Source organism: Phenylobacterium sp. (assembly GCF_041920015.1).
In the GTDB taxonomy this organism is placed as follows: Bacteria; Pseudomonadota; Alphaproteobacteria; order Caulobacterales; family Caulobacteraceae; genus Phenylobacterium.
The window spans coordinates 1-26149 of sequence record NZ_JAYRST010000002.1; the positions used below are offsets into that span (position 1 = coordinate 1).

A 26149-nucleotide genomic window follows, 5' to 3' on the forward strand; every position below is an offset into this window, starting at 1 on the left:
CACGAGCGGAGCCGACGGAATGATCAGGTGATCATTCTTTTCGAAGTAGCCCAGGAACTCGGCTCTGATTTCGTTGAGGCTCGGCATGGCTCGTCGGACTTTGGAAGCAATGGAATAGATATGGGATTGCGCCGTTCTCGGCGCCGCCCCAGGGGCGACCGTTTACGGTTTTTGCCGTCGCCCGCAAAGGAAAAGGACGCCTGGACGGTCTGCGTCCAAGCGTCCTTGAGCATCAGCGGGCCGCCGTGCGGGGGCTGCGGCCGCTCGGGCAGGGTCCCGGACTCGGGTTGGAAAGGCCCGGGTTCCGAACGGCCGTGGCGGGCCCTCTGACGCCGGTCCTTCAGTCTTCGTCGGCCTCGTCGCCGGTCGGCCCGACCAGCAGCTCTTCCTCGATCGCGTCCTTGGCGCCGCGCACCTGCCGTTCGATCTGGATGGCGATGTCAGGGTTGTTCTTGAGGAACTCGCGGGCGTTGTCGCGGCCCTGGCCGATGCGGGTCGAATTCCACGAGAACCACGAGCCGGACTTTTCGACCACGCCGGCCTTGACGCCCAGGTCGATGATCTCGCCCAGCTTGGAGATGCCCTCGCCGTACATGATGTCGAACTCGACCTCGCGGAACGGCGGGGCGACCTTGTTCTTGACCACCTTCACCCGGACATTGTTGCCGAGAATCTCGTCGCGCACCTTGATCGAACCGGTGCGGCGGATATCGAGGCGGACCGAAGCGTAGAACTTGAGCGCGTTGCCGCCGGTGGTCGTCTCCGGGCTGCCGTACATCACCCCGATCTTCATGCGGATCTGGTTGATGAAGATCACCAGGGTCTTGGCCTTGGAGATCGAGGCGGTCAGCTTGCGCAGCGCCTGGCTCATCAGGCGGGCCTGGAGGCCGGGCAGGCTGTCGCCCATCTCGCCTTCGATTTCGGCCCGCGGCGTCAGGGCCGCCACCGAGTCGATGACGATGATGTCGATGGCGCCGGAGCGGACCAGAGTGTCGGTGATCTCCAGCGCCTGCTCGCCAGTGTCGGGCTGCGACACCAGCAGGTCGTCGAGGTTCACGCCCAGCTTGTTGGCGTACTGCGGATCGAGCGCATGCTCGGCGTCGACGAAGGCGGCGACGCCGCCGGCCTTCTGGACCTCGGCCACCACATGCAGGGCGAGCGTGGTCTTGCCCGAGCTTTCCGGCCCGTAGATTTCGATGATCCGCCCCTTGGGCAGGCCGCCGATGCCCAGCGCGATGTCCAGGCCCAGCGAGCCGGTGGACACCGCCTCGACCTCGATATGGCTCTTCTCGCCAAGCTTCATCACCGAGCCCTTGCCAAAGGCCCGATCGATCTGCGCGATGGCTGCTTCCAACGCGCGCTGCTTATCGCCTTCTTCTCGTCCCACGAGCTTCAACGCCGACTGACTCATTTCAAGGCGCCCCTTGTTTCATGATTCCAACCCGACAGTCCGAAGCCGCTGACGCGTCGTTGGCCGTCGAGGGAAAGGCGTACGCTGTTTGTTCCTAGTTCACAAGATGTTCTTTTTCGCAAACCGCCATCATCACGTCCGGATCTGACGCCGGTCAGAAGCTGTAGGCGACCGAAACTCCGACTCGCCGGGGGCGTGGCGCGAAGACCTGGGGCGGGCGCACGGTGTTGGCGAAGGTCGGTCTGTCGGCGTCGGTCAGGTTTTCGCCGAACACGCCCAGCGACCAGTTGCGGGCCTTGAGGACCGCGCGGGCGTTGAACAGCCACATGCCGCCCAGCTTCTGATCGCCCGCGCTTCCCCCCTTGAAGGTGCTGTGAGAGGTCCCGACGTAGCTGGCGTCGGCGCGCAGCATCAGTTCGGCGCCCCAGGGCGTCTCGCGCCGATATTCGACCCAGCCGTCGCCGGCCACGCGGGGAACCACCGGCATGCGGTCGCCCGCCGCCCCCAGGCCGATGCCGTCGTTGCTGGCCTGATCCTTGGTCAGCACCGCATCGGTGAGCGACAGGTTCGCCCCGCCGCGCAGTTGGGGCGACAGAATGAAGGTGGTCTCGGCCTCCATCCCATAGACGCGCGCGCGGCCGAGATTGGTGATGAAGGAAAAGGCGCCGTTGGTGCTGTTGGCGGTGTACTGCATGTCGCTCCAGTCGATGCGGTACACGGCGGCGCTGGCCAGCAGGCGATTGTCGAACCAGCCGCCCTTGAAGCCCAGTTCGTAGTTCCAGAGGCTGTCGGCGCCGTAGGAGGCGAGGTTCGGCGGCAGGTTCGGCACGGTGTTGTTGCCGCCGGGCCGGAACCCTTGCGAAGCCTGGGCATAGCCCATCATGCCGGGGCCGAAGCGGTGGCTGGCCAGCACCTTGACGCTCCATCCCTCCTCGCCGGCGGTGGTGCGGAAATTGGCGTCGGCGGTGTTGGAGATCACATTGACGACCAGGGCCTCGCCGAGCGTCCGCTTGTCGTACTCGAACCGCCGCACGCCCAGGGTCAGGGAGGTGTCGCGGTCGGCGCCGAGGGTCGCCTCGCCATAGAGCGCCCGCTGGGTCAGGCGGCTGTCGACGATGCGCCGGCCGGTGAAGCCCTTGCCCTCCTCCGGCTGGCCGGTGGCCGGATCGGCGGCCAGCACCTGGCTGTCGATGGTGTCGGTGCGCAGTTCGTGGAAGGCGCCGAGCGTCCAGGCGACGAAGCCGGGCGCGTCGGACCCCAGCCGTACCTCCTGGACGTAGGCGCGCAGGTCGATCGGCTGGCTGAGCAGGCCCGGCGCGCGGCTGTCGACATAGGCGGAATAGAGGTCGAGCTCGGCGGGCGAGCAGCCGGCGATCTGGAGATAGCGCCGGCAGCCGTCGGGGCTGCGGCGTTCGCTGAGCAAGGTTCCGGTGTAGTCGCTGCGGCGAACGCTCTTCCAGCTATAGCCGGCCAGGTTCGCCGAAAGCTGGAGGCCCGAGAACCTCCAGGCCAGGGCTCCGTCGATGAAGGTCAGCCGGCTGTCGAACGGGGTCCGCACATAGTTGAGCGAAACGTCGGGCGGCGCGGCCTGGGCCCCACCCGAGGTGTCGTCTTCGCGGCTTTCCTGGTGGGCGAGGACGAGATTGACCTCGACATCCGGGGTGAACCGCAGCCCCAGGCCGATGCGGGCGCCCTCGACCAGGCTGGCGTTGACCCGTTCCAGGCCCAGGCGCCGATTGTCGACATAGGCCGGCTCGCTCCGGCGATAGGCGGTCAGCCGCAGGCCGACCTTGTCGTCGACCAGCGGCCGGTTCAGCACCAGGGTCTGAGCCTCGCCCCAGTCGCCGGCGTTGGCCATGACTTCGCCGGAAAACGAAAGCTGGGTCTGTGAGAGGTTCGGCCGGTGGAAGACCACCTTCAACGCGCCGCCCATGGCGCTGGCGCCGTAAAGCGTGCCCTGCGGCCCGCGCAGCAGTTCGAGCCGGTCGACGTCCACCAGCAGCAGTTCCGGCGCCGATCCGCCTGGATCGGAGGTCGTGCCGCTGGGGCCGGTCACCGGCACGTCGTCATAATAGAGGGCGGTGGTGGCCTCGCCCGAACCGTAGACCCCGCGCAGACTGAAACGATGCCGCCCGGTTCCGGTGTTCGCGCGGGTCAGGCCCGGCAGCAGAGCGCCCGCCTGCTGGAAGGTCGCCGCCCCGGCCCGCGTCAATTCCTCGCCCGACAGCGCGCGCATCGACATGGGCGTGAGCCGCTCCAGCGTCGGCCGGCGCAGGGCGGTCACGACCACGCCCTCGACTTCCGACGCCGCCTCGACCACCGGGGTCGACAGTTTGGGCGTCGCCCTTTCGATCAGGAACCGGCCCTCGAACTCACGCCAGGCGAGTCCCGAGCCCTCCAGCAGTTCGTCCAGCGCCGCGCCAGGCGCCAGCCGGCCGTGAACCGCCCGGCCGCGAAGCCCGGCGACCACGCCGGGCGCGAACAGGATGTCCCGGTCGCTCTGGACCGAAAACGCCGTCAGGGCGCGGTCGAGCGGCAACCCGGCGGGAATCGCGAACTGGGCGCGCGCCGGCGCAGCGACGGACGCCGAGGCCGTCGCCAACGCCAGGACAAACGCAGTCGAGGATGCCGCCCAGTACGGTCTCAAGAGGAGAAGGACTCCCTTCCGACCCTGCGCGCATCGACCCCAGGGGCGCAGATGACCAGTCCCAGCCGTATCCGCACAGTCGATTTCCCGATTTCGTCCGCTTCCCGATTAGTGACTGCTACGAGCGTGCCCGAAAATCCAGCATCCGCCACGTTCGTCCCTGCGCTTTCCCAAACGTCATTGACCTCGCCTCCCCCATCAACAACCATGGCGCCAATAAGACAATGCGGGGTGTTCAGGAACCAGATGGCGTGGGCGGAAACGACCGGGCCTAGGGGCGAGCCGGAGGGGTTGGCGCATGCGTCGCTCCCCTACCAGCAAGCCTTGCGCGCCTTTTTCAGGCGCCGGGCCGATGGTCATGAAATCGACGACCTGATCCAGGAAGTGCTCCTGCGCCTGCATAACCGGCGGCAGGGCGGCGAGGTCTCGAATCTTTCCAGCTTCATTTTCCAGACCGCGACGAACGTCCTGCTCGACCGCCGGCGCCGCGACACAGTGAGGCGCCGGGGCGCGCACTGCGAGCTCGAAGAAGCCCACCACCCCCTCGACGAACTGTCGCCCGACCGCATCCTGCAGGCCAAGCAGGAGGCCTCCGTCGCCCTGGAAGCTTTGGGCCAGCTCGCACCGCGGACTCGCACCGCTTTCATGCTCGTTCGTTTCGAGGGCATGAGCTACAAGGCGACCGCGGCGCAATTGGGCATCTCGGTGAGCGCCGTAGAAAAGCATGTGACCAAGGCATTGCGGGTCGTTTCGGCCCGCCTACAGGAATTCGATGAACGACAACCAGCCACAAAACGGTCCTTCCGGTAGCCCGGACGCCGCCTCGTGGTTCGCGCGGCTGCAGCGCCGCCCCGACGACGGGGCCCTGCGGCGATCGTTCGAAACCTGGCTGGCCGCCGATCCTCGCAATCGCCAGGACTGGGAAAGCGTTAGCGGCGCCTGGGATCGCCTGGGCGCGCTGAAGGATGATTCCCGCGTGCAGGCCGCACGCCGCTCGGTGCAGGCCGAGCTCGTCTCCGCACGTCGTCAGCCGCAGATGCGCTGGGCGGCGGGGATCGCCGCGGTCGTGGTGAGCGCCAGCGCCCTGGTCGGCTACGGCGCCTGGCGCCAGGGCTCGGACGCCCCGCGCGAGACGACGGTGGCCGCCGCGCCCCAGGCCTTGGCCGTCTATGTCACCCCGGTCGGCGGCCAGAAGATCGTCACCCTGGACGACGGGTCGAAAATCACGCTCAGCACCGACACCGAAGTGCGCCTGACCGAATGGGGCCGCCGCCGCGGCCTGGCCGTCGTCAAGGGCGAGGCCTTCTTCGAGGTGGCCAAGAATCCCGACCGCCCGTTCGTGGTGGCGGCCTCGGGCCGCACGGTCACCGCGCTGGGCACCGCCTTCGACGTGCGGGTCGAACCTGGCCAATGGTCGGTCAGCCTGCTCGAGGGCAAGATCCGCGTGGCCTCGCCGCGGGCCATGGTCGACATCACCCCTGGGCACGAACTGGTCCAGGCCGGCGACCAGCCCTGGACCGTCCAGCCCCGCAACGTGGCCGACCTGACCAGTTGGCGCGACGGTAGCCTGGTGTTCGAAAACCGCCCGCTGGGCGCGATCGTCGCGGAGATGAACCGCTACTCGACCCGCAAGATCCGCATCGACGATCCGGCCTTGGCCGCCACCCCGCTCAGCGGCCGTTTCCGCACCGGCGACGTCGCCGGCTTCGTCGCCACGCTCGAAGCCTATGGCATGGCAAAGGCCGCCCCGGTTTCGGCCTCGATCATCGAGCTTCGCCCGCTCGCCGGGGAATGAGGATTCACCGGCGTCCTGCGTCTTGCTGACGAACGCCGCGCCCCTGTCCTGCGGCGCACTGGAGGACCTATGAAGATGATCACCAAGGCGCTGGCCGCCAGCGCGCTTTGCACGGCCGCATGGCTCGGCGCCGGCATGGCGGGCGCCGCCCCGCTGACCACGGCCGACAAGGCCCAGCTCACCGGCGCGGTCGACGCCTATACGCCGAAGATGAACGACACGGCGCTGAAGATCTGGAACTTCGCCGAGCTCGGCTATCTGGAAACCAAGAGCAGCGCCCTCCTCCAGGACCAGCTCAAGGCCGCCGGCTTCACCGTGAAGGCCGGAGTGGCCGGCGAGCCGACCGGCTTCGTGGGCAGCTTCAAGAACGGCCAGGGCCCGGTGATCGCCATCCTCGCCGAGTTCGACGCCCTGCCCGGCCTCAGCCAGGCCGCCGTTCCGACCAAGCAGCCGGTCGCCGGCCGCGACAACGGCCACGGCTGCGGCCACAGCCTGTTCGGCGCGGCCTCGGTGGCCAGCGCCATCGCCCTGAAGCAGTGGATGATCGCCAACAAGGTGCAGGGCGAGGTCCGCGTCTACGGGACCCCCGCCGAGGAAGGCGGCTCCGGCAAGGTCTACATGGTGCGCGACGGCCTGTTCAACGACGTCGACATCACCCTGCACTGGCACCCGGGCAACGAGAACTCGGCCCGCCAGGGCACGTCCATGGCCAATATCAGCGGCAAGTTCCGCTTCTACGGCCAGTCGGCGCACGCCTCGGGCGCGCCGTGGGCCGGGCGCTCGGCGCTCGACGGCGTCGAGATCATGAACGTCGCCACCAACTACCTGCGCGAACACATCCCCGACCGCACCCGCATCCACTATGTGGTGACCAACGGCGGCAAGGCGCCGAACGTCGTGCCGGACTTCGCCGAGGTCTATTACTACGTCCGCAACGCCAATCCGAAGATCGTCGTCGACGTGATGGACAAGGTGAAGAACGCCGCCAACGGCGCGGCCATGATCACCGGCACCAAGGTCGAGTTCGAACAGACCGGCGGCGTCTACAACCTGCTGCCCAACGACGTGCTGGGCAAGGTCATGCAATCGTCGCTGGAAAGCGTCGGCGGCATCACCTGGACGCCGGAAGAAACCAAGTTCGCCCAGGAACTGGCCAAGTCCCTGCCGAACGGGGGCGGCGACCTGTCGTCGGTGGCCAGGGTCCAGTCCTACGCCCCGGCCGACACCTCCGGCGACGCCGGCGGCGGCTCGACCGACGTGGCCGACGTCTCGTGGGTCACGCCCACCGTCGGGCTCTCGACAGCGACCTTCGTTCCCGGTTCGGCCGGCCATAGCTGGCAGAACGTGGCCGCGGCCGGCATGAGCATCGGCCTGAAGGGCGCGGCCGTGGCGGCCAAGACCCTGTCGCTGACCGGCGCCGAGCTGCTGTCGAACCCCGAGTTGATCGCCCAGGCCAAGGCCGAACTGAAGCAGCGCCAGGGCGAAGGCTTCACCTACAAGGCCATGGTCGGCGACCGCCCGCCGCCGCTCGACTACCGCAAGGCCGGCGGTTCGGAGTAAGCGTTCCCTTCGGGCGCCGCGGGAGCCTCGGTTCCTGCGGCGCCTTTTTCATGCCTGCGCTTCTAGCGCCGGGTACAGTCGGCTTCCCCGCAAATTCCCCCGCAATCTGGAGTGCGGAATCGATGTCCCCTTGCGTCTGACTTACTGACGGGCCGAAGTTGCGCCCGAGGTTTTCAGGCAGAGACACGGGGGATGGAATGATGCGGAAACACGCAATGGCGGGCGCCGCCCTGGCGCTGGTCATGATCATGGGCGGCGGGGCGCAGGCCGCCTCCATCACCCCGCCGAGCGAGGCCTTCGCCCAGAATCCGGGCAGCGACTACTTCCTCGCCGACTACACGGCCTACGAGGCCTATCTGAAGACCCTGGCCAGCCAGTCCGACCGCATGAAGCTGGTCGACTTCGGCAAGTCCGAGGAAGGCCGCACCCAATGGATGGCGGTGGTCTCCTCTCCCGCCAACCTCGCCAAGCTCGATCACTACAAGTCGATCTCCAAGCGCCTGGCCAAGGCCGAGGGCCTCTCCAAGGAAGAGGCCGCCAAGCTCGCCGCCGAGGGCAAGGCCGTGGTCTGGATCGATGCTGGCCTGCACGCCACCGAGACGGTGACCTCCCAGGGCCAGATCCAGGTCCTCTATCGGATGCTGACCATGAACGATCCGGAGACGCTCCGGATGCTCGACGACGTCATCATCCTGTTCGCGCACGACAATCCGGACGGCATGGAGCTGGTCTCAGACTGGTACATGCGCAACCCGGACCCGAAGAAGCGCGAGTTCAACTCGATCCCGCGCCTGTACCAGAAGTACGTCGGCCACGATAACAACCGCGACAGCTACATGTCGCAGATGGCCGAGACGACCAACGTCAACAAGCAGCTCTTCCGCGAGTGGTATCCGCAGATCATCTTCAACCAGCACCAGACCGGCCCGACCGGCATGGTGGTGTTCGTTCCGCCGTTCCGCGATCCCTTCAACTACAACTACGACCCGCTGGTCATGACCACCCTGCAGGAAGTGGGTATGGCGATGCACAGCCGCCTGGTCGCCGAGGACAAGCCGGGCTCGGGCGCGCGCAGCGCCGCCTCCTACTCCACCTGGCACAACGGGATGGAGCGCTCGATCGCCTACTTCCACAACGCCGTCGGCCTGCTGACCGAGATCATCGGCGGCCCGACGCCGGAAAGCGTGAAGCTGGTGCCGAACCTGCAACTGCCCAACGGCGACCGGCCGATGCCGATCGAACCGCAGCCCTGGCACCTGGCGCAGACGGTCGAATACCAGTGGACCATGGACCGCGCGGTCATCGACTACGCCGCGCGCAACCGCGAACGCCTGCTGTTCAACATCTACAAGATGGGCGCCAACAGCATCGAGCGCGGCTCCAAGGATAGCTGGACCATGACGCCGACCAAGGTCGACGCCATGAACGAGGCCGCCAAGACCGCCAAGCCCGCCGCCGAGGACGGCATGATGGCCGCGTTCTTCGGCCGGGCCGGCGCCGTCGACCCGACCATCTACAAGACGGTGGTCCAGACGCCGGAGAGCCGCGACCCGCGCGGCTACATCATCCCCTCCGACCAGGCCGACATGCCGACGGTCGCGGCGTTCCTGAACGCCCTGATCAAGAGCGGCGTCGACGTCGACAAGGCGACCAAGGCGTTCAAGGTCGGCGCCAAGACCTATCCGGCCGGCTCCTACGTGGTGAAGACCGCCCAGGCCTATCGCCCGCACATCCTCGACATGTTCGAGCCTCAGGATCACCCGCACGACACCGAGTATCCGGGCGGCCCGCCCAAGGCGCCCTACGACATCACCGGCTACACCCTCGCCTACCAGATGGGGATCAAGTTCGACCGGATCCTCGACGGCTTCGAGGCCCCGACCGAGCGGGTTCCCGACCTGATCGGCGTGACCCCCGGCGCGATCAAGGGCTCGGGCAAGGCCGGCTGGCTCATCAGCCACGAGACCAACAAGAGCTTCACCCTGACCGCCCGCCTGCTGAAGGCCGGCGCGCCGGTGTTCTGGCTCAAGGACGGCGCCAAGGCGGGCAAGACCAGCTTCGGCGCCGGCGCGATCTGGGTTCCGGCCTCGGCGCAGGCCCAGTCGATCGTCGCCCAAGGCGTCAAGGACCTCGGCATCGACGCCTATGCGGTCGGCGCCCAGCCGGCCGGCGCTTCGATCCCGTTGAAGAACATCCGCATCGGCCTGGTCGACGTCTATGGCGGCTCCATGCCCTCGGGCTGGAACCGCTGGCTGTTCGAGCAGTTCGAAGCGCCCTTCCAGGTGGTCTATCCGCAACGCCTCGACGCTGGCGACCTGGCCAAGGACTTCGACGTCCTGGTCTTCGCCGATGGCGTGGTTCCCGCGCCGCAGGGCGGTCCGTTCCGCAGCGGCCGCAGCTTCCCACAGCCGAAGGCCGAGGACATCCCGGCCGAGTACCGTCCGTGGCTGGGCGCCATCACCGACGACAAGACCGTCCCGCAGATCGCCGACTTCGCCAAGAACGGCGGCACGGTCATCACCATCGGCTCGTCTTCGCGCCTGGCGACCGCCCTCGGCGCGCCGGTCGAGGTGGCCGTGGCCAAGAAGGACGGCGACAAGGTCGTCGGCCTGTCGAACAAGGAATTCTACATTCCAGGCTCGGTCCTGCGGGCCAAGGTCGACAACACCCAGCCCCTCGCCTACGGCATGCCGACCGAGGTGGACGTGTTCTTCGACCGCAGCCCGACCTTCAACCTGAAGGCCTCGGCCTCCGGCGTCGCCCGCGTCTCGTGGTTCGACACCGACAAGCCGCTCCGCAGCGGTTGGGCCGTCGGCCAGGAGAAGCTGAAGGGTTCGACCGGCGTGCTCGACATCGACTACGGCAAGGGCAAGCTGTTGGTCATGGGACCGGAAGTCACCCAGCGGGCCCAGCCCTACGGGACCTTCAAGTTCCTGTTCAACGGCCTGCTCTACGGCCCGGCCGCCGCCAAGCAATAACCTCTTCCGGAGAGAAGAGCCTTCCGCCCCGGGATCACAGGATCCCGGGGTTTCTTTTTGGCCTGCCAGAGCGATGGGCGCGCAGTCTGGCGGACTGAGACCTACCGAACGCCCGGCCGCCACACATCGGCGTTCGCCTCCGCAAAGGCCTGAAATCTGGTCGCCGGCCGACCGCTCAGTTCCCGGAAGACCTCGGTCGTCCAGTCGAAGGCGCCGCCGGCGATACCCTCATAGCCGAAGGCCAGGACCTTCGCCGTCGCCTCGGGCAGGCCCCTGGCGATGAACCGCGCCACCAGGTCCTCCGACGAGATGCGGGTATGGGTGACGGCCCGGCCGCGGGCCCTGCCGATCTGTTCTGCGACCTGGTCATACGACATGGGCTCGTCGCCGGTGATGGTGAAGTCCCTGTTCAGGCCGCCCGGCCCGGTCAGCAGAACGAACGCCGCACGCGCGATGTCATCCGCGCTGATGAACGAGACCCGGCCGTCGCCGGTGTTCGAATAGATCGTGTCCTCCTGGCGGATCGTCGCCAGATGCGAGCCTTCGGTGAAGTTCTGCATGAAGGCGCTCGGCCCCAGGACGGCCCAGTCGCCCGTGTGGTCCTCGAGCCACTGGTGAACCTGGCCATGCGCGAAGGCGCCGGCCGGCAGGGAGGCCATGCTGAGGAACACGAACCGGCCGACGCCCCGCTCGACCGCCGCCTGGAGGAACGAGATCATCCGCGAATAGGGATCGTCCACCGTCGGCGGCGCGACGAGATAGATCGCGCCGACGCCCTCCAGGGCGCTGTTCCAGGTCTCGGGGCGCGTCCAATCGAAGGCCGGCTCGCCGCTGCGGGCCGCGGCGCGATGAGGCACGCCGTTCGCCTCGAGCTGCGCTGACAGGCTCCGCCCGGTCTTGCCCGTCGCGCCCGTGACAAGGACGAGGCCGCTCACGCCGCGCCTCCGCCAAGCACGAACGCGTCCACCGCCGCCGATCCGATCTGCGCCTTGAGGCCCTGGATCGGGTTCCAGTAGTCCTTGTAGTGGATCATTCGCCCGCCGCGCGTGCGGATCACGGAGATGTAACGCTGGTCGTAGGGCTCATCGACCTTCACCGCGCGGCCATGAGCCTCGAACTCGACGATGACCACTTCGGGATCGGCCGTCTCGTGGACGACCACATTGTCGATCGTATCGACGCTGACCGAGCCCGCCACGGTCATCAGATACGCCAGCACCGCCTCGCGCCCCTCGATCCGCAACTGCATTCCCGGCCGCGCATAGGGAAACTCCATGACGAAATCCTCGGACATCATCTCGATGAAGTTCGAAGCCGGCGGTTCGATGCGGGCGCCGAGCGCGTCCTGCAGGACGCTGACGAAGGTTGGCTTGGTCTCTGTCACGCGGTAGGTCTCCATCGATGGAACAGGATCGTCTCGACGAGATAGAGACTCCGTCGTCGGAACGCAACCGTTCCGACGACGAGAAGCCGCGCCTGAGCGGCGCCGCGGTGCGGCGACCGGAGGTCACCCACGCCTTGGCGCGGACATTCTTCGAAGAGTGGGCGCGCCTCGGATACAGCGCCCTCAGCCTCGACACCGTGGCGCGCAAGGCCGGCGTCGGGAAGGCGGCGCTCTACCGACGCTGGCGGTCCAAGGCCGACATGGCCAGCGACCTCGTCGCCCAACTCACCAAGACGGTCCCGTCGCGATTGGAGTCCGGCGACTGCGGATCCCTGGAGGCGGACCTGTACGCCATGGGCGTCGCCGGCCGCCGGCTCCTGCGCCATCCGCTGGTGCGCCGGGTCATGCCCGACCTCTACGCCGCCATCGAACGTGAGCCGGCGCTGGCCGCGGCGCTGCGGCCCAGCGAGGCGGCGAGCGCCAGGAAGGTGGCGAGCCTGATAGAGCGTGCGGTGGCGCGGGGCGAACTACGCCCTGATTTGAACCGCCATCTCGCCGCCGATTTCGTGATCGGCCCGCTCTACTGGCGCATCGTCGTGCTTGGGCGGCGATGCAGCTGCGAGCAGCTCCGAACAATGGCCGCCATGACGGCCGCCGCGCTCAAGGCCGCTTGAACGAAAAGGCCGGGAGCTTGCGATCCCGAACCTCCCCAGAACACCAAGGGCGCCGGCCTTCCGACCGACGCCCTTGGAACATTGTCCGCCGAAACCGATGCCGGTTCGGGGCGGAAAAAGTCTGAGCGCGATCCGTTTCTCTCGGAACGGATCGCGCTCTAGCCGCCAAGGACCAGCGGCTGTTTGAAGACGGGCCAGTGGGGCTGGACCCGCCTCCGGGGAGCCGATCAGAAGCGCTTACGCACGCCGACATAGTAGGCGCGGCCCATCACGTCGTAGTTCTGCGCATCGTAGTTGGCCTCGGTGTCGCCCGCCTGCGGCGGGTTCTTGTCGAGCAGGTTGTTGACCCCGAAGCGCAGGTCGGTGTCCCACGGCAGCTTCACGCGGCCGTTGAGGTCGAAGATGTCGTAGGCCTTCACCCCGCGCGAAGTGCTGGTCGGCGTGACGATCCGCGCCGAGTTCTGCATCTCGCTGATGTGACGCCAACGCAGGCCCACGCTGGCCGGACCCCAGGTGTAGGTGGCCGAGGCGACCGACTTCCATTCCGGGTGCGCCTGGCCGGCGCTGGTTTCGACCGCCGTGCCCCAGGTGCCGGCGTAGTCGTAGGTCGGCGCGTTCGGCAGGGTCTGGATCTTGAACTCGTTGAGCCAGCCGACCGCGACGTTGATCGCCAGCGAGCCGGCGTTCTCCGGCAGGCCGAGGTCCATCAGCTCGAAGTTCCAGTCGAACTGGACGTCGACGCCGGTGGTCTCGAACTGGCCGAGGTTCAGCAGCGGCTGCACCGGGTTCAGCGGCACGCCGCTGGCCGTGTTACGGGCGATCAGCTTGCAGTAGTAGTTGCTGGGGTCGAAGTTCGGGTTGTTGCCCCCCGCATTGAAGCAGAACTGGAACGCGTTCTTGATCGGCAATTGGCCGACGGCGTCCTGGACCTTGATGCTGTAGTAGTCGATCGAGGCCGACATCCGCGACAGCAGCGGCGACTCGAACGGCGACTGGATGACCGCGCCGATCGAGAAGGTGTCGGCGGTTTCTTCCTGCAGGTCCGGGTTGCCGCCGGTCAGGGCGAACACCTGGGCGGTGCCGAGCTGGTAGTTGTCGATGATCGCGTTCGGCACGCCTTGGGCCAGGCAGAGCGCCTTGACCTGAGCGCCGCTCGAACCTTGACGGAACGAGGAGCGGATATCGCAGGGGTCGCCGTCGATGTTGGTGGCGTTGGCCGTGCCGATGGTCACCGAGCCCGTCGAGACCGGCGCGTAGAGTTCGCCGACGCTCGGGGCGCGGATGGCGCGGTTGTAGCCGCCGCGCAGGCGCAGGCCCTGGACCACGGTCCAGTCGAAGTCGGCCTTGTAGGTGTGGATCGCGCCCACCGACGAATAGTCGGAGAAGCGGTAGCCCAGGTTGACGTTGAACTCCTGCACGAACGGCAGGTCCTTCACGATCGGCACCAGCAGTTCGCCGAAGGCTTCGTAGGTGTCGACCGAACCGGCGGCGTCACGCAGGACGCTGTAGCCGAGGACGTCCGAGGTGCCGCCGGGCTGGTTGAGCTGGGTGTCGGGCTTGAAGGTGTATTCGTTGGCCCGGTAGTCGACGCCCGCGGCGAAGCGGATCTCGCCGGCCGGCAGGTCGAACAGGCCGCCCTGGACGCTGGCTTCGACCATGCGCTGCTCCAGCTCGTTCTGGTTCAGCGTGCGGCGGGTGATGTAGGTGATGCAGTCGGCCGAAGGCGTCAGGTTGCCGAAGGGGTTCCAGCCGCCGGCGCAGTATTCCGTGCCGCCTGTCGGGCTGTTCAGCAGACGGCCGACCGCGCTGGCGCTGGCGCCGCCCAGTTGCTCGTTGTCGAACTTGGCCTTCGAGTACGAGGCGTAGGCGTCCCAGCTCCAGTCCTTGAACCCGACCTTGCCGGAGAGGCCGCCGGTGAGCTGGTAGACGGTGTAGCTGTAGGACTGGATCCGCGGGCCCAGGATGTTCAGGGCCTTGTAGAAGGTGAAGTTCGCGTTCGGATCGGGCCGCGAGGCGAGGATCGTACGGAACTCGGCCGGGATGAACGGGTTCGAGACCGGCACGGTCAGGCCGTAGACGTTCGAGGCCAGGGTCGGGTTGGTGATGCCGACCGACTCGTAGTCGGTGAAGGTGAACTGCGCGAAGGCGCGCAGGTTGTCCGTCAGATCGTAGTCCAGCTTGCCGAACACCGCATAGCGGTCGAGGTCCGACTGCATCGAGGCGCCGTCGTAGCCGAAGTTGATCTGCTGCTGGGTGCCCGAGGCGTTGGAGTTGACGATATAGGCGTCGTTGGTCTGCGGATCGCGGAAGTTCAGCACCGGCACGCCCGCCGTCGAGAACAGCGTCTGGTCGGTGTTGAAGCCGATCTGGCCGGTGTAGCGGCCCGCCGCGTTGCCGGTCAGCGCCCGCGTGCCGTACTGGCCGACGAACACGCTGTTGACCGAAGCCAGGGTCGGCAGGTTCGCGCCGAACAGCACCGTGCCCTGCGGAATGGTCGAGAGGCCCGGGGTCGAGAGGCGGAAGATGAAGTAGTCGCGCGAACTCTGCAGCGCGATGTCGCGGTTGGTGTAGTCCACCGACAGGACCGCGCGGCCCTTGCCGTCGTTGAACGCCGAACCGGCGGTCACCGAGACCTTGAACGATTCACCGTCGCCCTTTTCGGTGACGCCATACTGGCTGTCGACGACGATGCCCTCGAAGTTGCGCTTCAGGCGGAAATTCACCACGCCGGCGGTGGCGTCCGACCCGTAGGCCGTCGAGGCGCCGCCGGTGATGACTTCGACGTTCTCGATCAGGGCTTCGGGAATGGTGTTGAGGTCGACCGAGCCGTCCGGGTTCGACGGCTGCAGGCGCCGGCCGTCCATCAGGATCAGGGTGCGCTTGGCGCCCAGACCGCGCAGCGAGGCGTAGGACTGGCCGCCGTTGAGGCCGGTCGAGGTCGAGCCGGTGTTGCCCTGGCCGAACGAGCCGGTGAACTGCGGCATCTGGGACAGCGACTTTTCGACCGTCACCTGGCCGGTGTTTTCAATGGCCGCCTGGCCGACCGACACGATCGGGCTGTTGGCGACGTAGTCGGGCCGCGCGATGCGAGACCCGGTGACGACCACCTCCTCGACCGCGGTCTCCCCCTCCTGCGCATAGGCCACACCGCCTGCGAGCAGAGCGCTGTAGGCGACTCCCCCCGCCATCAGCCACTTCAACGAACTGGATTTCATCCACCGCCCCTTGTTGTTTTCGGAGGCGCCCCTCGCGCTTCCGGAACCCAAGACGCAAAGGCCCGGTGGACCCACATGTCGGTTTTGCAATTTTGTCATGCGCACGTGCAGATCGGTCACACCTGCACTGGACAGGGCGCCGGCGGCTTCCGCACAATGCCAGCGAACCGCACCGCCCACTCGCCCTAACCATCTGGATTTAAAGCATTTGCCGCCACAGAACGCCTCTCCGACCCTGAGCCCGTTCGCTGTGCAGGAACTGGAGCGCGCCCGTGGCTTGACCCGGCTGGGCCGCACGGCCGAGGCCGAGCAGGCCTATCGCGGCATCCTGTCGCGGGAGCCGGGCTGCGCGCATGCGGCTGCGGCCCTGGCCCGGCTGCTGACGGCCACGGGTCGCGCAACGGAGGCCGAGGCGCTGCTCCGTCCGTTCGTCCAGGGCGCGGTGCCCTGGCCCGAAGCCCTGTCGGCCCGCGCCGCGGCCCTGAAGCTGCTCGGGCGCCGCGAAGAGTCGCTGGCCGACTATCGCCGCGCCGCCGAACTCAATCCTAAGAGCGGCGTCGCCGCGCACAACGTCGCCTCGGGCCTGGGCGACGCCGGGCGCGACCGCGAGGCGGCGGTCGAGTGTGAGCGCGCCTTCGCCCTCGGCCTCGATGCGCCGGAAACCTGGCTGGTCTACGGCCGCGCCCTGCAGGGCCAGCGCCGCTACGACGAGGCCGAACGCGCCCTGGCCAGCGCCGTCGCCAAGCGTCCCGGCTACGCCGAAGCCCTGCGCGATCTTGGCCAGCTCATCTGGATGCGGCGCGGCGACGCGGCCGCGGCCCTCGCCCCCGTCGACGCCGCCCTGGCAGGCGCCGGAGGGCCGCTCCTGCCCGTCCTGGCCGCGGTGAAGATCAGGCTGCTGAACCATGTCGAGGGACCGCAGGCGGCCCGCGATTTCGCCGAGCAGGCTCTGGCCGCATCGGGCGGCGACCCGCGCCTGACGCTGGAGGCGGCGCAACTGTTGCTGGAGACCGATCCTGGCCGCAGCCGCGACCTGGCCGGTTCGGTCCTGGCGCGCGCGCCCCAGGACGCTTCCGCCCAGCGGGTGATGGCGCACGCGCATCTGGCCCTGGGCGACGGCCCCGCGGCGGCTGCGATCTCCGAGCGGCTGCTGGCGCGCGATCCGACCGACCAGGAAGCCGCCGCGGCCCTGGCCACCGCCTGGCGGCTGTCGGGCGACGGGCGTTACCGCAGCCTCTGGGACTACGCCGCCCTGGTCCGCGCCCAGAGCATCGACACGCCCAGGGGCTGGACCAGCCTTGCGGCCTATCTCGCCGACCTCCAGGCCGCGCTCGAAGACCTGCACGCCCTCGCAGCTCATCCCATCGAACAATCGCTGCGCGGCGGCACCCAGACGCCGCAGAACCTGCTGCACGCCGAACACCCAGCCATCGCCGCCTTCTTCGAGGCGGTGGAGGGGCCGATCCGCGCCTACCGCGCCGCGATCGGCGAAGGCGACGATATCTTCCGCCGCCGCAACTTCGGCGATCATCGCGTGCTCGGCGCCTGGTCGGTCCGCCTGCGCCCCAACGGCTTCCACGTCGACCACATCCATCCGCAGGGCTGGATCTCGTCAGCCTGCTACATCGGCCTGCCGGCCGCCATCGGCGAGGGCGAGGACCATGCGGGCTGGCTGCGGTTCGGCGCCCCGCCGATCCCGACCGCGCCGCCGCTTGGCGCCGAACACTATGTCCGCCCCGAGCCTGGCCTGCTGGCGCTCTTCCCCTCCTACATGTGGCACGGCACGGTGCCGTTCGGCGGCGAGGAACCGCGGCTGACCATCGCCTTCGACATCGTTCCGCAGCCCGCAGCCGCCCCAACAATGACGTGAACCAGGTGAGGCCAGGCCTGGCGCCTGCGTCTTATTCAGCAACCGGGGCGCAGGCTCCCGGACCTGTTCATTATCCGTGAGCCGCCCATGAATCGCCGTTTCGCCTTGCTGATCGTCCTGTCCATGGTGCTGGGCGTCGGCGTCGGGTGGGCCTGCAACCAGTTCCTCTCCGTCGAACAAGCCAAGTCCACGGCCGACGGCCTGTCGCTGATCACCGACATCTTCCTGCGCCTGATCAAGATGATCATCGCCCCGCTGGTCTTCACCACCCTGGTGGCCGGCATCGCCCACATGGAGGACGCCGCCGCCGTCGGCCGGATCGGCGCCAAGACCATGGGCTGGTTCATCTGCGCCTCGATCGTCTCGCTGCTGATCGGCCTCTTCATGGTGCACCTGCTGCAGCCGGGCGCGGGCCTGCATATGCAGACGGCCACGGCGGCCGCGACGCCGGCCGCCAGCACCGAGGCCTTCACCCTCAAGGGCTTCATCACCCATCTGGTGCCGACCTCCATCGTCGACGCCATGGCCAAGAACGAGATCCTGCAGATCGTGGTGTTCTCGCTGTTCGTCGGCACCGCGGTCGCGGCCCTCGACGACAAGGCGCCTTCGATCCTGAACCTGGTCGAGCAGGGCGCTCAGATCATGCTCAAGGTCACCGAGTTCGTGATGAGCACCGCCCCCTTCGCGATCTTCGCGGCCCTGGCCTCGACCATCGCCACACAGGGCGTGTCGATGCTGGCGGTCTACGGCAAGTTCGTCCTCGGCTTCTATGCGACCATGGGCGTTCTGTGGGTGCTGTTGTTCGTCGCCGGCTTCGTGGTGATCGGCAAGCGGGTGCTGCCGCTGTTCGGCGTGATCCGCACCCCGGCCCTGCTGGCCTTCTCCACCGCCTCGTCGGAAGCGGCCTATCCGCGCATCCTGGAAAGTCTGCCCAAGGTGGGCGTCCGGCGCCGCATCGTCTCCTTCGTCCTGCCGCTCGGGTACTCGTTCAACCTCGACGGCTCGATGCTTTACTGCACCTTCGCGACCATCTTCATCACCCAGGCCCATGGCGTGCAGCTCACGGTCCAGCAGCAGATCTTCATGCTGCTCCTGCTGATGGTGACCTCGAAGGGCATCGCCGGCGTGCCGCGCGCCTCGCTGGTGGTGATCATGGCCACCCTCACCTATTTCGGCCTGCCCGAGGCCTGGATCGCCCTGGTGCTAGGCGTCGACCACCTGCTCGACATGGGCCGCTCGGCGACCAACGTGGTGGGCAACTCGGTCGCCGCCGCCGTGGTGGCCAAGTGGGAAGGCGAACTGGACGACATCGAGGGAGAGGACCCCGGCGAACCGGCGAAGGCGCCCGCCTAGCTGGCCTTGGCCCAGGCGCAGACGCCCAGGCTCGCTCCAGCTTTCAGCGCCTTGTCCGCCTGGGCCTTGGGCAAGGCCTGCGAGCGTCCCTTCACGCAGACCGCCGTCAGATCGCCGTGACCCGCTACGTCCAGAAGAAGCTGGTCCCAGTGGCGGTACTGGACGTCGTGCCCTTCGCCCTCATAGACCCGCATCGCCGCCAGGTTCGGCAGTCGCGCCTGCCAGGTCCTGGCGCTCTCCATCCCGACCTGGGTGTCGGCGGTTCCCTGGTAGACATAGGCCGGCGCCTTGACCTGCGAGAGATCGGCCAGCGGCCCGCAATAGCGCATCACCTCGGCCGCCTCGGGCGCCGGGTCGCCCATCTGGCCGTGGATGAAGAACGTCCGCGCGCCCTCCTCATAGGCCCGGTCGGCGAAGCCGGGGATCGCGTGGGTGGGGCTGTCCTTCGGGAAGGCCCACCAGGCCTGCGGGTTCTGCACCTGCGGTTTCAACGCCGCGGCAAGTTGCTCGGGCGCCAGCTTGCAGACGCTGTCGCCCGCCGGCCGCTCGGTCGCCGCCGCCAGCAGGTGCAGCGAGATCACCCGCTGGGGCATGAGGGCCGCCACCTGCGCCATATAGGGCCCGCCGCCGGAGATCGCGACGCCCGAGAACCGCTGCACGCCCAGGTGATCGAGCACCGCCTTCACCTCGCCGGCGTAGTCGCCATAGCCCCAGCCGGGCGTCAGCGCCGTATCGCCAAAGCCGTTCCGCTCCACGGTGATCAGCCGCAGCTTGAGCTGCACGCGCATGGTTTTCAGGAACTCGGTCATGCCGAAGGCGCGCGCGCTGGTGCCCGTGCCGCCGACGAACAGCACCGGCCGGAAGCCCGCCTCGCCCGTGTCCGCAAAGTGGATCGTGCGCCCGCCTGGTCCTTTCAGCGCCTGCACCGCCGGACCGATGTCGTCGAAGGCGGCCGGCAGCTCACCGACCTTGGCGATGGTCGGCGGCTCGGCCCAGGCCCCGCTGGGCGCAAGCGCCGAGGCGGCAAGAGCCAGGACGATCAACGGCCGCTTCATGGTGCTTCTCCCCGACGCCGGCCTCGCGACGCCGTTCAGCGCCGAATCCAGGCCGTGACGGGAGCTTGCCCCGGCCGGGCCTAGCCGACCAGTCCGCGCAGGAAGGCGATCGTCTCGACGCCCGCCAGAACCATGGCGCCGATGACCAGCAGGTCGAAGATGCGCCGCATCCAGACCAGCACGCCGGACCGCCGCTCGGGCGCCTCGGCTTCGACAAAGGTGAACCGCATTGTGTCCTCCGTCGGGACACCAGGTCCCCACGAAGGTCGCAGCCCGCAATTGCGGCGCCAGCCCCTCCAAAGCCGCGTCAGGCGGCGAGCATCGTCCAGCACCAGAGGCCCAGGCAGGCAAGCAGCAGGGTCCATAGGAACACGCGGATCACCGTCCACGCATTCGGCGGTCGCTTCCCCTGTCCGGGTTCCTCATAATGGATATAGAAGCGCGACATGCTTCCAGAATAACGGCGTTCGGTCAAAGCTAGGTAAACACGTTTGGTTAGTTTCCGAGGTCTTACGCCTCGCGCCTCCTGGTCAGGTTGTGGAAAGGATAGCAATGCACGCGGGCTCATGCCTCTGCCGGACGGTTCGCTTCGAGATCGACGGACCGCTGGCGCCGATCCAGTTCTGCCATTGCGGCGACTGTCGAAAGGCCCAGGGCGGCGCGTTCGCGACCAATATCCCCCTCGACACCAGGAACTTCCGCCTCTTGAGCGGCGCGGACGATCTGCAGGCCTACGAGTCCTCGCCGGGCAAGGAGCGCGTCTTCTGCCGGCGCTGCGGATCGCCGATCTTCAGCCGCCTGACGAGCAAGCCCGGCGTGGTGAGGCTGAGGGCCGGAACGCTGGACGCCCCGGTGGAGGCTGAGCGCGGCTTCCACTTCCACGTCGCCTCCAAGGCCGGCTGGTGGGAGATCACCGACGACCTGCCGCAATATCCGGCTGAGCGGCCGCTTTAACGGACCGGGTTGCGCCGGGCGACGCCGCCGCCCGGCAGACGCGTCTCATAGGGGCCCAGCCTGGGATCGGGCCGCATATAGTCGGTCGAGACATATTGCGCGCCCGAGGCGAAGGCCGCCGCCTGGCGGCTCCTGTCATCAGCGCGCGCCTCGGCGGTGTCGGCGTCGGCGCGGGTGCGCACCAGCAGGCCCGACTTGACCGCCGCGGCGATCCGGCCAGCCTGGGCCTTCGGCTCGTTCAGGGTGATGTAGGCCGCCGCCGGCGAGCCTTCGTCGATGTTCACGAACATGACCCGGCCTTCCAGCGAGCGTCGGCCGCCGCGATAGAGCGCGACCTGCTCCTCCGGCGCATCCAGCGCGAACATCACCTTGCCGCGCGCCGCCTTCAGGGGCGGCCAACCCCCGGCCAGAACCGCCTCGCGCAGCGTGCGCCGCCGCCCTTGGACCTGGTCCGGGACGATGAGCTCCGAAGCCTGGAAGACCGAACGGATCTCCGCATCCACCCGATCCATCGCCGCGCCGTCGAACGGCAGGGCTAGGGTCGCGCCTGGCAGCTTCAGGCCGTCCTCCTTCAGGTTGAGCAGGATCAGCAGCGGCAGGTGCTCGGGGTGAGCCCTGGACCAGTCGCGCACCTGTTCCAGGCAGGTCGTGAACCGGGGACAGTTGGAGCGATAGTCGATGTCCTGGGCGTGCATCACCTTCAGCCCCGGCGCCTTCAGCGGCGCAAGGTCGTAGGGCAGGTCGTCAGCCACCTTCATCGCCAGGGGCGAGGCGTAGCGGCCGCCTTCCGGATCGTTCAACAGGTCGAGCTCCAGTTGCCGCGCTCCGGCGTCGAGCTGCGCGGCGAGCGGCGGGTGAGCATAGTCCAGCGCGTCGGCCTGCTGCGGGTCGGCCGCGCGCACCAGCTTCATCTGCGCGGGCGAGATCGCCAGTTTGTAGGAATTGTGGGTGCCCACCGCCTGGATGTCGTTGAGCTTCAACCGGTCGACGGCCGCGCGCGTGCATCCGGCCTCCCCGGACGGTGCTTCGAGATCGCAGGCCCCGGCGAGCGCCGCGGCGGCGAGAACGGCGATCAGCATGACTTCTCCCTGTTCCGATCTCGCGCGGCCTTAAGCCCGCACGATGGTTATCTCCAGCGGCGAAGGCGGATAGTCGCCCCCGGCCACCGCGCCGATCAGGTCGAGGAACCGCTCGGGAAACACCCGCTCGGCCGTGACCGCCAATTCCTCCAGCGCCCACCAGCGAATATCGTCGATCAGACTGGTCTCATGAGCTTCCCATCCGGCGCGGGAAGGCTCCCCGCCGCCGCAGCGGGCGACGATGTAGGATTCCTTGAAAACCACCCGCTCGCCCGAGGCCAGCTCTCCCACCGCCTCCCGCGTCCAGACGACCGGCCCCAGCTCCACGTCCAGAAAGCCGGTTTCCTCGCCGATCTCCCGAAGCGCGGCCGCCTCCAGGCTCTCCCCCGGCTCGACCCCGCCCCCGACCGTGAACCAAGACGAGGTGTGCATCGGCCGGTTGGGCAACCGCCCCTTCATCAGCAGGATCCGCCCCGAGCCGTCGAACAGCAGGACGCGGGCGGTCAGACGTTCACGCAAAGGCGCCTCCAGCACGTCCCGGCAATCTAGCAAAAGGCGCAGGCTTCGCGAACGGCGCTCTCAACGTGAAATTAAGGCGCTAGGACAAAGATATAGCCGGCCCGCTCGGAGACCCACCCTTTGTCGCTCGCCCCACAGCGCCTGCTTGGTTTCGCATTCGCCGGCGCGGACCTGCTTCTCGAAATCGACGGCGAGGGCCGGATCGGCCTGGCGCTCGGCGCCAGCGAAGCCCTTTCGGGATCGCCGGAAACCGACCTGGTCGGCCGCTCCTGGCGCGATTTCGCCGACAGCCGCGACCACGCCATGGTCGAGGCCCTGCTAGGCGGCCTGAAGGAAGGCGCCCGCGGCGGGCCGGTGACGATCGCCCTGGCCGGCGCGCCGAACGGCGTCCAGCGCGCGGCTTCGATGAGCGCCTTCCGCATGCCGGGCTCCGGCGGCGTGGTCTCCTGCGTCTTCAGCCGCGCCGGAGGCAAGGTCGTCCACGAACTGCACGACAAGGCCTCGTTCGAGACGACGGCGGCCAATCTGATCGAAGCGGCCAGGGCCAACGGCCAGGACCTGGAAATGGCCTTCCTCGAATTCGGCGGCCTGGCGGCCCTGCGCGGCCGGCTCGGTCCCGAGGCGGCGCAGGCGCTCGACCAGCGACTGGCCGGCGCCCTGCGCGCCCAGTCGCACGGCGGCTCGGCCGCCGCCGAGCTCGGCGACAACCGCTTCGCCCTGGTCCGCCCCAAGGGAGACGCTGTCGAGGCCCTGGTCCAGCGGCTGATCTCCATCATCGACAAGGACCGCGCCTGCGGCCTCGAGGCGGATGTCCGACTGATGGCCCTGCAATCGGATGCCAGCCCCAGCCAGATCGCCCGCGCGATCCGCTTCTCGCTGGACGCTTTCATCGCCGACGGCCTCTCCGCGGACGGGCCCATGGACCTCAGCGAGGTCGTCGACCGCTCGATCAAGAAGACGCTCTCCGAGGTCGGCATGCTGGGGGCGGCCGTCAGCGACCGCCGCTTCAACCTCGTCTTCCAGCCGGTGGTGGACCTGAAGGCCGGCTCGACCCTGCACCACTTCGAGGTGCTGGTTCGCTTCGGCGACAGCGCCAGCCCCTATCCGATGATCCGCATGGCCGAGGAGCTCGACATGATCGAGCCGCTCGACATCGCCGTGGTCGACCAGACCATCGCCCGCCTGGTGGCCGAGCCGCACCTGAAGCTCGCGGCCAACGTCTCTGGCCGCACCATCGTCAGCCCGGCCTTCGTGACCGCGGTCCACCGGATGCTGGCCGACGCGCCCAGCGCCGCCGGCCGGCTGCTGCTGGAAATCACCGAGAGCGCCGCCATCGACGACCTGGCCTTGGCAGATCGTCATCTCTCGGCCCTGCGCGAGAAGGGTTGCGTCGTCTGCCTGGACGACTTCGGGGCCGGCGCCGCCTCCCTGGCCTATCTGCAGCAACTGACCCTCGACATCGTCAAGATCGACGGCCGCTTCATTCGCGAACTCCAGCACGGCGGGCGCGAGAGCACCTTCATCCGGCATCTGGTCCGCATGTGCTCGGAGCTGAAGGTCCAGACCATCGCCGAGATGGTCGAGACTCCCCAGGCCGAGGACGCCGTGCGCCGCGCCGGCGTCGACTTCGCCCAGGGCTGGCTCTACGGCGCGGCCGCAGAGACCCCGAGCTTCACCAACCCCGCGCCCGCGGCGCCGGCCGCCCGCCGGAGAGGGGCGGTCGATAGCTGGGGCTGAACGCGCCGCCCTAAACCCCGGCGATATGCTGGTCCACCACCGCTTCCAGGACCGTCAGCGGCATGGCGCCCGACAGCAGGCCCGCATCGTGGAACTTGCGGATGTCGAAGCGCTCGCCCAGCGCGGCCTTCGCCTTGGCCCGCAGGCGCAGCCACTCCAGCTTGCCGACCATGTAGCTGCAGGCCTGGCCCGGCCAGACCACATAGCGTTCGATCTCGGTGGTCGAGGCTTTGGTCGGCGTGCCGCTGATGGCGTTCATCGTCTCAATGGCCTTCTCGCGGCTCCAGCGCTTGGCGTGCATGCCGGTGTCGACCACCAGCCGCGCGGCCCGGAACAGCGAGGACTGGATGTAGCCGATCTCCCCGCGCGGATCGCCTTCGTAGACCCCCATCTCGCGGGCCAGTTCCTCGGCGTAGAGCGCCCAACCCTCCCCATAGGCCGACAGGAAGGTCGCCCGGCGGATCATCGGCAGGTCGGCCTCCTGCTGCAGCGACAGTTGCAGGTGATGGCCCGGCACGCCCTCGTGATAGGTGATCGTCGGCAGCGCCCATTTCGGATACTCGGCCGTGTCGCGCAGGTTCAGCCAGTAGATGCCGGGCCGCGTACCGTCGAGGCTGGGCTGGTTGTAGTAGCCGCCGGGCGCGGCGGCCTCGATGGCCTGGGGCACGCGCTTGATCTGCAAGGGCGCCTTGGGCAGGGCGCCGAAATAGTCCGGCAACCGCTTGGTCGTCGCCGCCACCAGCTCCATCAGGTCGGCGATCAGCTTCTCCTTGCCCGCATCGGTGTTCGGATAGTGATAGCGCTTGTCCTTGTAGAGCGCCTGGATGCGCTCGCCGACGCCGCCACGGGTCAGGCCCTGCCCCTTCAACAGCTCGTCGGCCCGCGATTGCAGCGCCTTGGCCTGCTCCAGGCCGATGTTGTGGATTTCATCGGCGGTCAGCCGCGTCGTCGTCGATCCGTGCAAGGCGTGCTCGTAATAGGCCTCGCCGTCCGGCTGGCGCCAGACTCCGGCGTCGTGCCAGGCCCTACCCTGGATATCCTTGAAGAGCGCGATCTGCCGCTCCAGGGCCGGCGCGACCTTCTCGGCATAGATCTTGGCGGCCTGACCGGCATAGTCCCCGGCGATCCCCTTCTCCTTGGCCCGGCGCGCGACCGAGGCCACCAGGCTCGAAGCCTCGGGCGCGGTCAGCATTCCCTGCATCTGCGGCAGGGCTCGGCTGATGATGAAATCGGGCGGAACGACGCCTGCGCCGATGTCCTTGCGGGCCCGCTCGACCTCCTCGTCGATCACCTTGCCGAAGTCGGCCAGGCGCGAGAGGTAGGCGTCGGCGTCTTCCTTGGTCTCGATCCGGTGCTGGTTGTCCAGCCAGTCCGGCGTCGACTGATACGAGCCGGTGAGCTGCGAGATCATGTAGGGCTGGCCCGCGCCGAGATAGCCGTAGTCGAAGCGCTGGTTGGCCGCCTCGGCGGTCTCCAGGTTGAAGAGGATGCTGTCGTAGTTCACGCCCGCCATGCCGCTCAGCCGGCTGCGGTCGATGGCCTTCAGCGCCTTGAGCTGGGCGGTGTTGAGCGCCTTGTCCCTGGCCTTGTCGGCCAACGAGGCGTCGTCCAGCCGGAACTTGGCGGAAGCCCGCCCATCCTTGTCGAGACCGAGGCTGGTGACGAGCTGCGGGCCGTCGTCCAGCGCCTCCTGGAAAATGCGGTCCAGGAAGGCGTCGAGCTGCTCGCTCGCCCCCGGGGTCGCTGGCGGCGTGGGCGCAGCCGCAGGCGCGGCGGCCATCGCCTGCGGCCTGGTCGCGCATCCGGCCAGGGCGACCAGCGCGCCGGCGGACAGAAGCAGTTGACGACGGTTTTGCATGTATCGCCCTCCCCGGATTCGTTACATTGTGACGCGGACCCTATGGGGAGGGCCTTGCTC

The 26149-nt window shown here is 68.2% G+C and carries 20 protein-coding genes; 9 read left to right on the forward strand and 11 right to left on the reverse strand.

The features are described from left to right. Positions 1-340 precede the first annotated feature (340 nt). Together recA and ACE3TL_RS00640 are read right to left on the reverse strand one after the other, a co-directional pair. Entirely contained in the window at positions 341-1411 is a 1071-nt protein-coding gene (gene recA / locus ACE3TL_RS00635) for a recombinase RecA (RefSeq protein WP_374576725.1), read from the reverse strand. 154 nt (positions 1412-1565) lie between these two features. Further along, positions 1566-3950, reverse strand: coding sequence for a TonB-dependent receptor domain-containing protein (locus ACE3TL_RS00640; protein ID WP_374576726.1), 2385 nt, complete (start codon positions 3948-3950; stop codon positions 1566-1568). A gap of 399 nt (positions 3951-4349) precedes the next feature. On the opposite strand from ACE3TL_RS00640, the gene ACE3TL_RS00645 reads away from it, so the two are divergent. The 4 genes from ACE3TL_RS00645 to ACE3TL_RS00660 all read left to right on the forward strand — a co-directional run bounded on the left by ACE3TL_RS00645 (position 4350) and on the right by ACE3TL_RS00660 (position 10391). Next, entirely contained in the window at positions 4350-4868 is a 519-nt protein-coding gene (locus ACE3TL_RS00645; protein WP_374576728.1) for an RNA polymerase sigma factor, read from the forward strand. Beyond that, positions 4831-5853, forward strand: a complete 1023-nt coding sequence (locus ACE3TL_RS00650; protein WP_374576729.1) for a FecR domain-containing protein — start codon at positions 4831-4833, stop codon at positions 5851-5853. The genes ACE3TL_RS00645 and ACE3TL_RS00650 overlap by 38 nt, the downstream gene beginning before the upstream one ends. Before the next feature lie 69 nt (positions 5854-5922). Further along, entirely contained in the window at positions 5923-7413 is a 1491-nt protein-coding gene (locus tag ACE3TL_RS00655; RefSeq protein WP_374576730.1) for an amidohydrolase, read from the forward strand. Positions 7414-7610: 197 nt separating this feature from the next. Next, a complete protein-coding gene (locus tag ACE3TL_RS00660) occupies positions 7611-10391 on the forward strand; it encodes a M14 family metallopeptidase (RefSeq protein ID WP_374576731.1) in 2781 nt (926 codons plus the stop codon). A gap of 101 nt (positions 10392-10492) precedes the next feature. Here the strand turns inward: ACE3TL_RS00660 and ACE3TL_RS00665 are convergent, their stop codons facing one another. Further along, a complete protein-coding gene (locus ACE3TL_RS00665; RefSeq protein ID WP_374576732.1) occupies positions 10493-11326 on the reverse strand; it encodes a hypothetical protein in 834 nt (277 codons plus the stop codon). Further along, the gene (locus ACE3TL_RS00670; RefSeq protein WP_374576733.1) at positions 11323-11775 is read right to left on the reverse strand and encodes a nuclear transport factor 2 family protein; all 453 of its coding nucleotides are present in this window, start codon (positions 11773-11775) and stop codon (positions 11323-11325) included. The genes ACE3TL_RS00665 and ACE3TL_RS00670 overlap by 4 nt, the downstream gene beginning before the upstream one ends. Positions 11776-11792: 17 nt before the next feature. Between ACE3TL_RS00670 and ACE3TL_RS00675 the strand changes: the two genes are divergently transcribed. Then, entirely contained in the window at positions 11793-12449 is a 657-nt protein-coding gene (locus tag ACE3TL_RS00675; protein ID WP_374576734.1) for a TetR/AcrR family transcriptional regulator, read from the forward strand. A 227-nt stretch (positions 12450-12676) separates the two neighbouring features. On the opposite strand, the gene ACE3TL_RS00680 is transcribed toward ACE3TL_RS00675, so the two are convergent. Next, complete coding sequence (locus ACE3TL_RS00680) at positions 12677-15664, reverse strand: TonB-dependent receptor domain-containing protein (protein WP_374576735.1); 2988 nt, start codon at positions 15662-15664, stop codon at positions 12677-12679. A 208-nt stretch (positions 15665-15872) separates the two neighbouring features. On the opposite strand from ACE3TL_RS00680, the gene ACE3TL_RS00685 reads away from it, so the two are divergent. Both ACE3TL_RS00685 and ACE3TL_RS00690 read left to right on the forward strand, forming a co-directional pair. Beyond that, positions 15873-17534 carry a putative 2OG-Fe(II) oxygenase gene (locus tag ACE3TL_RS00685; RefSeq protein WP_374576736.1) on the forward strand — a complete coding sequence of 554 codons (1662 nt, stop codon included), beginning with the start codon at positions 15873-15875 and terminating at the stop codon, positions 17532-17534. A gap of 87 nt (positions 17535-17621) precedes the next feature. After that, a complete protein-coding gene (locus ACE3TL_RS00690) occupies positions 17622-18887 on the forward strand; it encodes a dicarboxylate/amino acid:cation symporter (protein WP_374576737.1) in 1266 nt (421 codons plus the stop codon). Here ACE3TL_RS00690 and ACE3TL_RS00695 read toward each other — a convergent pair. The 3 genes from ACE3TL_RS00695 to ACE3TL_RS00705 all read right to left on the reverse strand — a co-directional run bounded on the left by ACE3TL_RS00695 (position 18884) and on the right by ACE3TL_RS00705 (position 20390). Beyond that, the gene (locus tag ACE3TL_RS00695; RefSeq protein ID WP_374576738.1) at positions 18884-19942 is read right to left on the reverse strand and encodes an alpha/beta fold hydrolase; all 1059 of its coding nucleotides are present in this window, start codon (positions 19940-19942) and stop codon (positions 18884-18886) included. The two genes, ACE3TL_RS00690 and ACE3TL_RS00695, sit on opposite strands and share 4 nt — an antisense overlap. 80 nt (positions 19943-20022) lie before the next feature. After that, positions 20023-20172, reverse strand: coding sequence for a hypothetical protein (locus tag ACE3TL_RS00700; RefSeq protein WP_374576739.1), 150 nt, complete (start codon positions 20170-20172; stop codon positions 20023-20025). A gap of 77 nt (positions 20173-20249) precedes the next feature. Then, entirely contained in the window at positions 20250-20390 is a 141-nt protein-coding gene (locus tag ACE3TL_RS00705) for a hypothetical protein (protein ID WP_374576740.1), read from the reverse strand. A gap of 104 nt (positions 20391-20494) precedes the next feature. Between ACE3TL_RS00705 and ACE3TL_RS00710 the strand changes: the two genes are divergently transcribed. After that, positions 20495-20896 carry a GFA family protein gene (locus ACE3TL_RS00710; RefSeq protein ID WP_374576741.1) on the forward strand — a complete coding sequence of 134 codons (402 nt, stop codon included), beginning with the start codon at positions 20495-20497 and terminating at the stop codon, positions 20894-20896. Here the strand turns inward: ACE3TL_RS00710 and ACE3TL_RS00715 are convergent. Together ACE3TL_RS00715 and ACE3TL_RS00720 are read right to left on the reverse strand one after the other, a co-directional pair. Then, positions 20893-21975: a phosphatidylinositol-specific phospholipase C1-like protein gene (locus ACE3TL_RS00715; protein WP_374576742.1), complete on the reverse strand. Its 1083-nt coding sequence runs from the start codon at positions 21973-21975 to the stop codon at positions 20893-20895. The genes ACE3TL_RS00710 and ACE3TL_RS00715 overlap by 4 nt on opposite strands. Positions 21976-22005: 30 nt before the next feature. After that, entirely contained in the window at positions 22006-22494 is a 489-nt protein-coding gene (locus tag ACE3TL_RS00720; RefSeq protein WP_374576743.1) for an NUDIX hydrolase, read from the reverse strand. 120 nt (positions 22495-22614) lie between these two features. Between ACE3TL_RS00720 and ACE3TL_RS00725 the strand changes: the two genes are divergently transcribed. After that, a complete protein-coding gene (locus tag ACE3TL_RS00725) occupies positions 22615-24231 on the forward strand; it encodes an EAL domain-containing protein (RefSeq protein ID WP_374576744.1) in 1617 nt (538 codons plus the stop codon). A gap of 10 nt (positions 24232-24241) precedes the next feature. On the opposite strand, the gene ACE3TL_RS00730 is transcribed toward ACE3TL_RS00725, so the two are convergent. After that, positions 24242-26089, reverse strand: coding sequence for a DUF885 family protein (locus tag ACE3TL_RS00730; RefSeq protein ID WP_374576745.1), 1848 nt, complete (start codon positions 26087-26089; stop codon positions 24242-24244). Positions 26090-26149 lie beyond the last annotated feature (60 nt).

Excerpts from the sequence above, each read along its gene's own strand:
- recA (WP_374576725.1), bottom strand. The coding sequence starts at position 1,411 with ATGAGTCAGTCGGCGTTGAAGCTCGTGGGACGAGAAGAAGGCGATAAG.
- ACE3TL_RS00650 (WP_374576729.1), top strand. The coding sequence starts at position 4,831 with ATGAACGACAACCAGCCACAAAACGGTCCTTCCGGTAGCCCGGACGCC.
- ACE3TL_RS00655 (WP_374576730.1), top strand. The coding sequence starts at position 5,923 with ATGAAGATGATCACCAAGGCGCTGGCCGCCAGCGCGCTTTGCACGGCC.
- ACE3TL_RS00660 (WP_374576731.1), top strand. The coding sequence starts at position 7,611 with ATGATGCGGAAACACGCAATGGCGGGCGCCGCCCTGGCGCTGGTCATG.
- ACE3TL_RS00675 (WP_374576734.1), top strand. The coding sequence starts at position 11,793 with ATGGAACAGGATCGTCTCGACGAGATAGAGACTCCGTCGTCGGAACGC.
- ACE3TL_RS00680 (WP_374576735.1), bottom strand. The coding sequence starts at position 15,664 with ATGAAATCCAGTTCGTTGAAGTGGCTGATGGCGGGGGGAGTCGCCTAC.
- ACE3TL_RS00690 (WP_374576737.1), top strand. The coding sequence starts at position 17,622 with ATGAATCGCCGTTTCGCCTTGCTGATCGTCCTGTCCATGGTGCTGGGC.
- ACE3TL_RS00695 (WP_374576738.1), bottom strand. The coding sequence starts at position 19,942 with ATGAAGCGGCCGTTGATCGTCCTGGCTCTTGCCGCCTCGGCGCTTGCG.
- ACE3TL_RS00700 (WP_374576739.1), bottom strand. The coding sequence starts at position 20,172 with ATGCGGTTCACCTTTGTCGAAGCCGAGGCGCCCGAGCGGCGGTCCGGC.
- ACE3TL_RS00705 (WP_374576740.1), bottom strand. The coding sequence starts at position 20,390 with ATGTCGCGCTTCTATATCCATTATGAGGAACCCGGACAGGGGAAGCGA.
- ACE3TL_RS00710 (WP_374576741.1), top strand. The coding sequence starts at position 20,495 with ATGCACGCGGGCTCATGCCTCTGCCGGACGGTTCGCTTCGAGATCGAC.
- ACE3TL_RS00715 (WP_374576742.1), bottom strand. The coding sequence starts at position 21,975 with ATGCTGATCGCCGTTCTCGCCGCCGCGGCGCTCGCCGGGGCCTGCGAT.
- ACE3TL_RS00730 (WP_374576745.1), bottom strand. The coding sequence starts at position 26,089 with ATGCAAAACCGTCGTCAACTGCTTCTGTCCGCCGGCGCGCTGGTCGCC.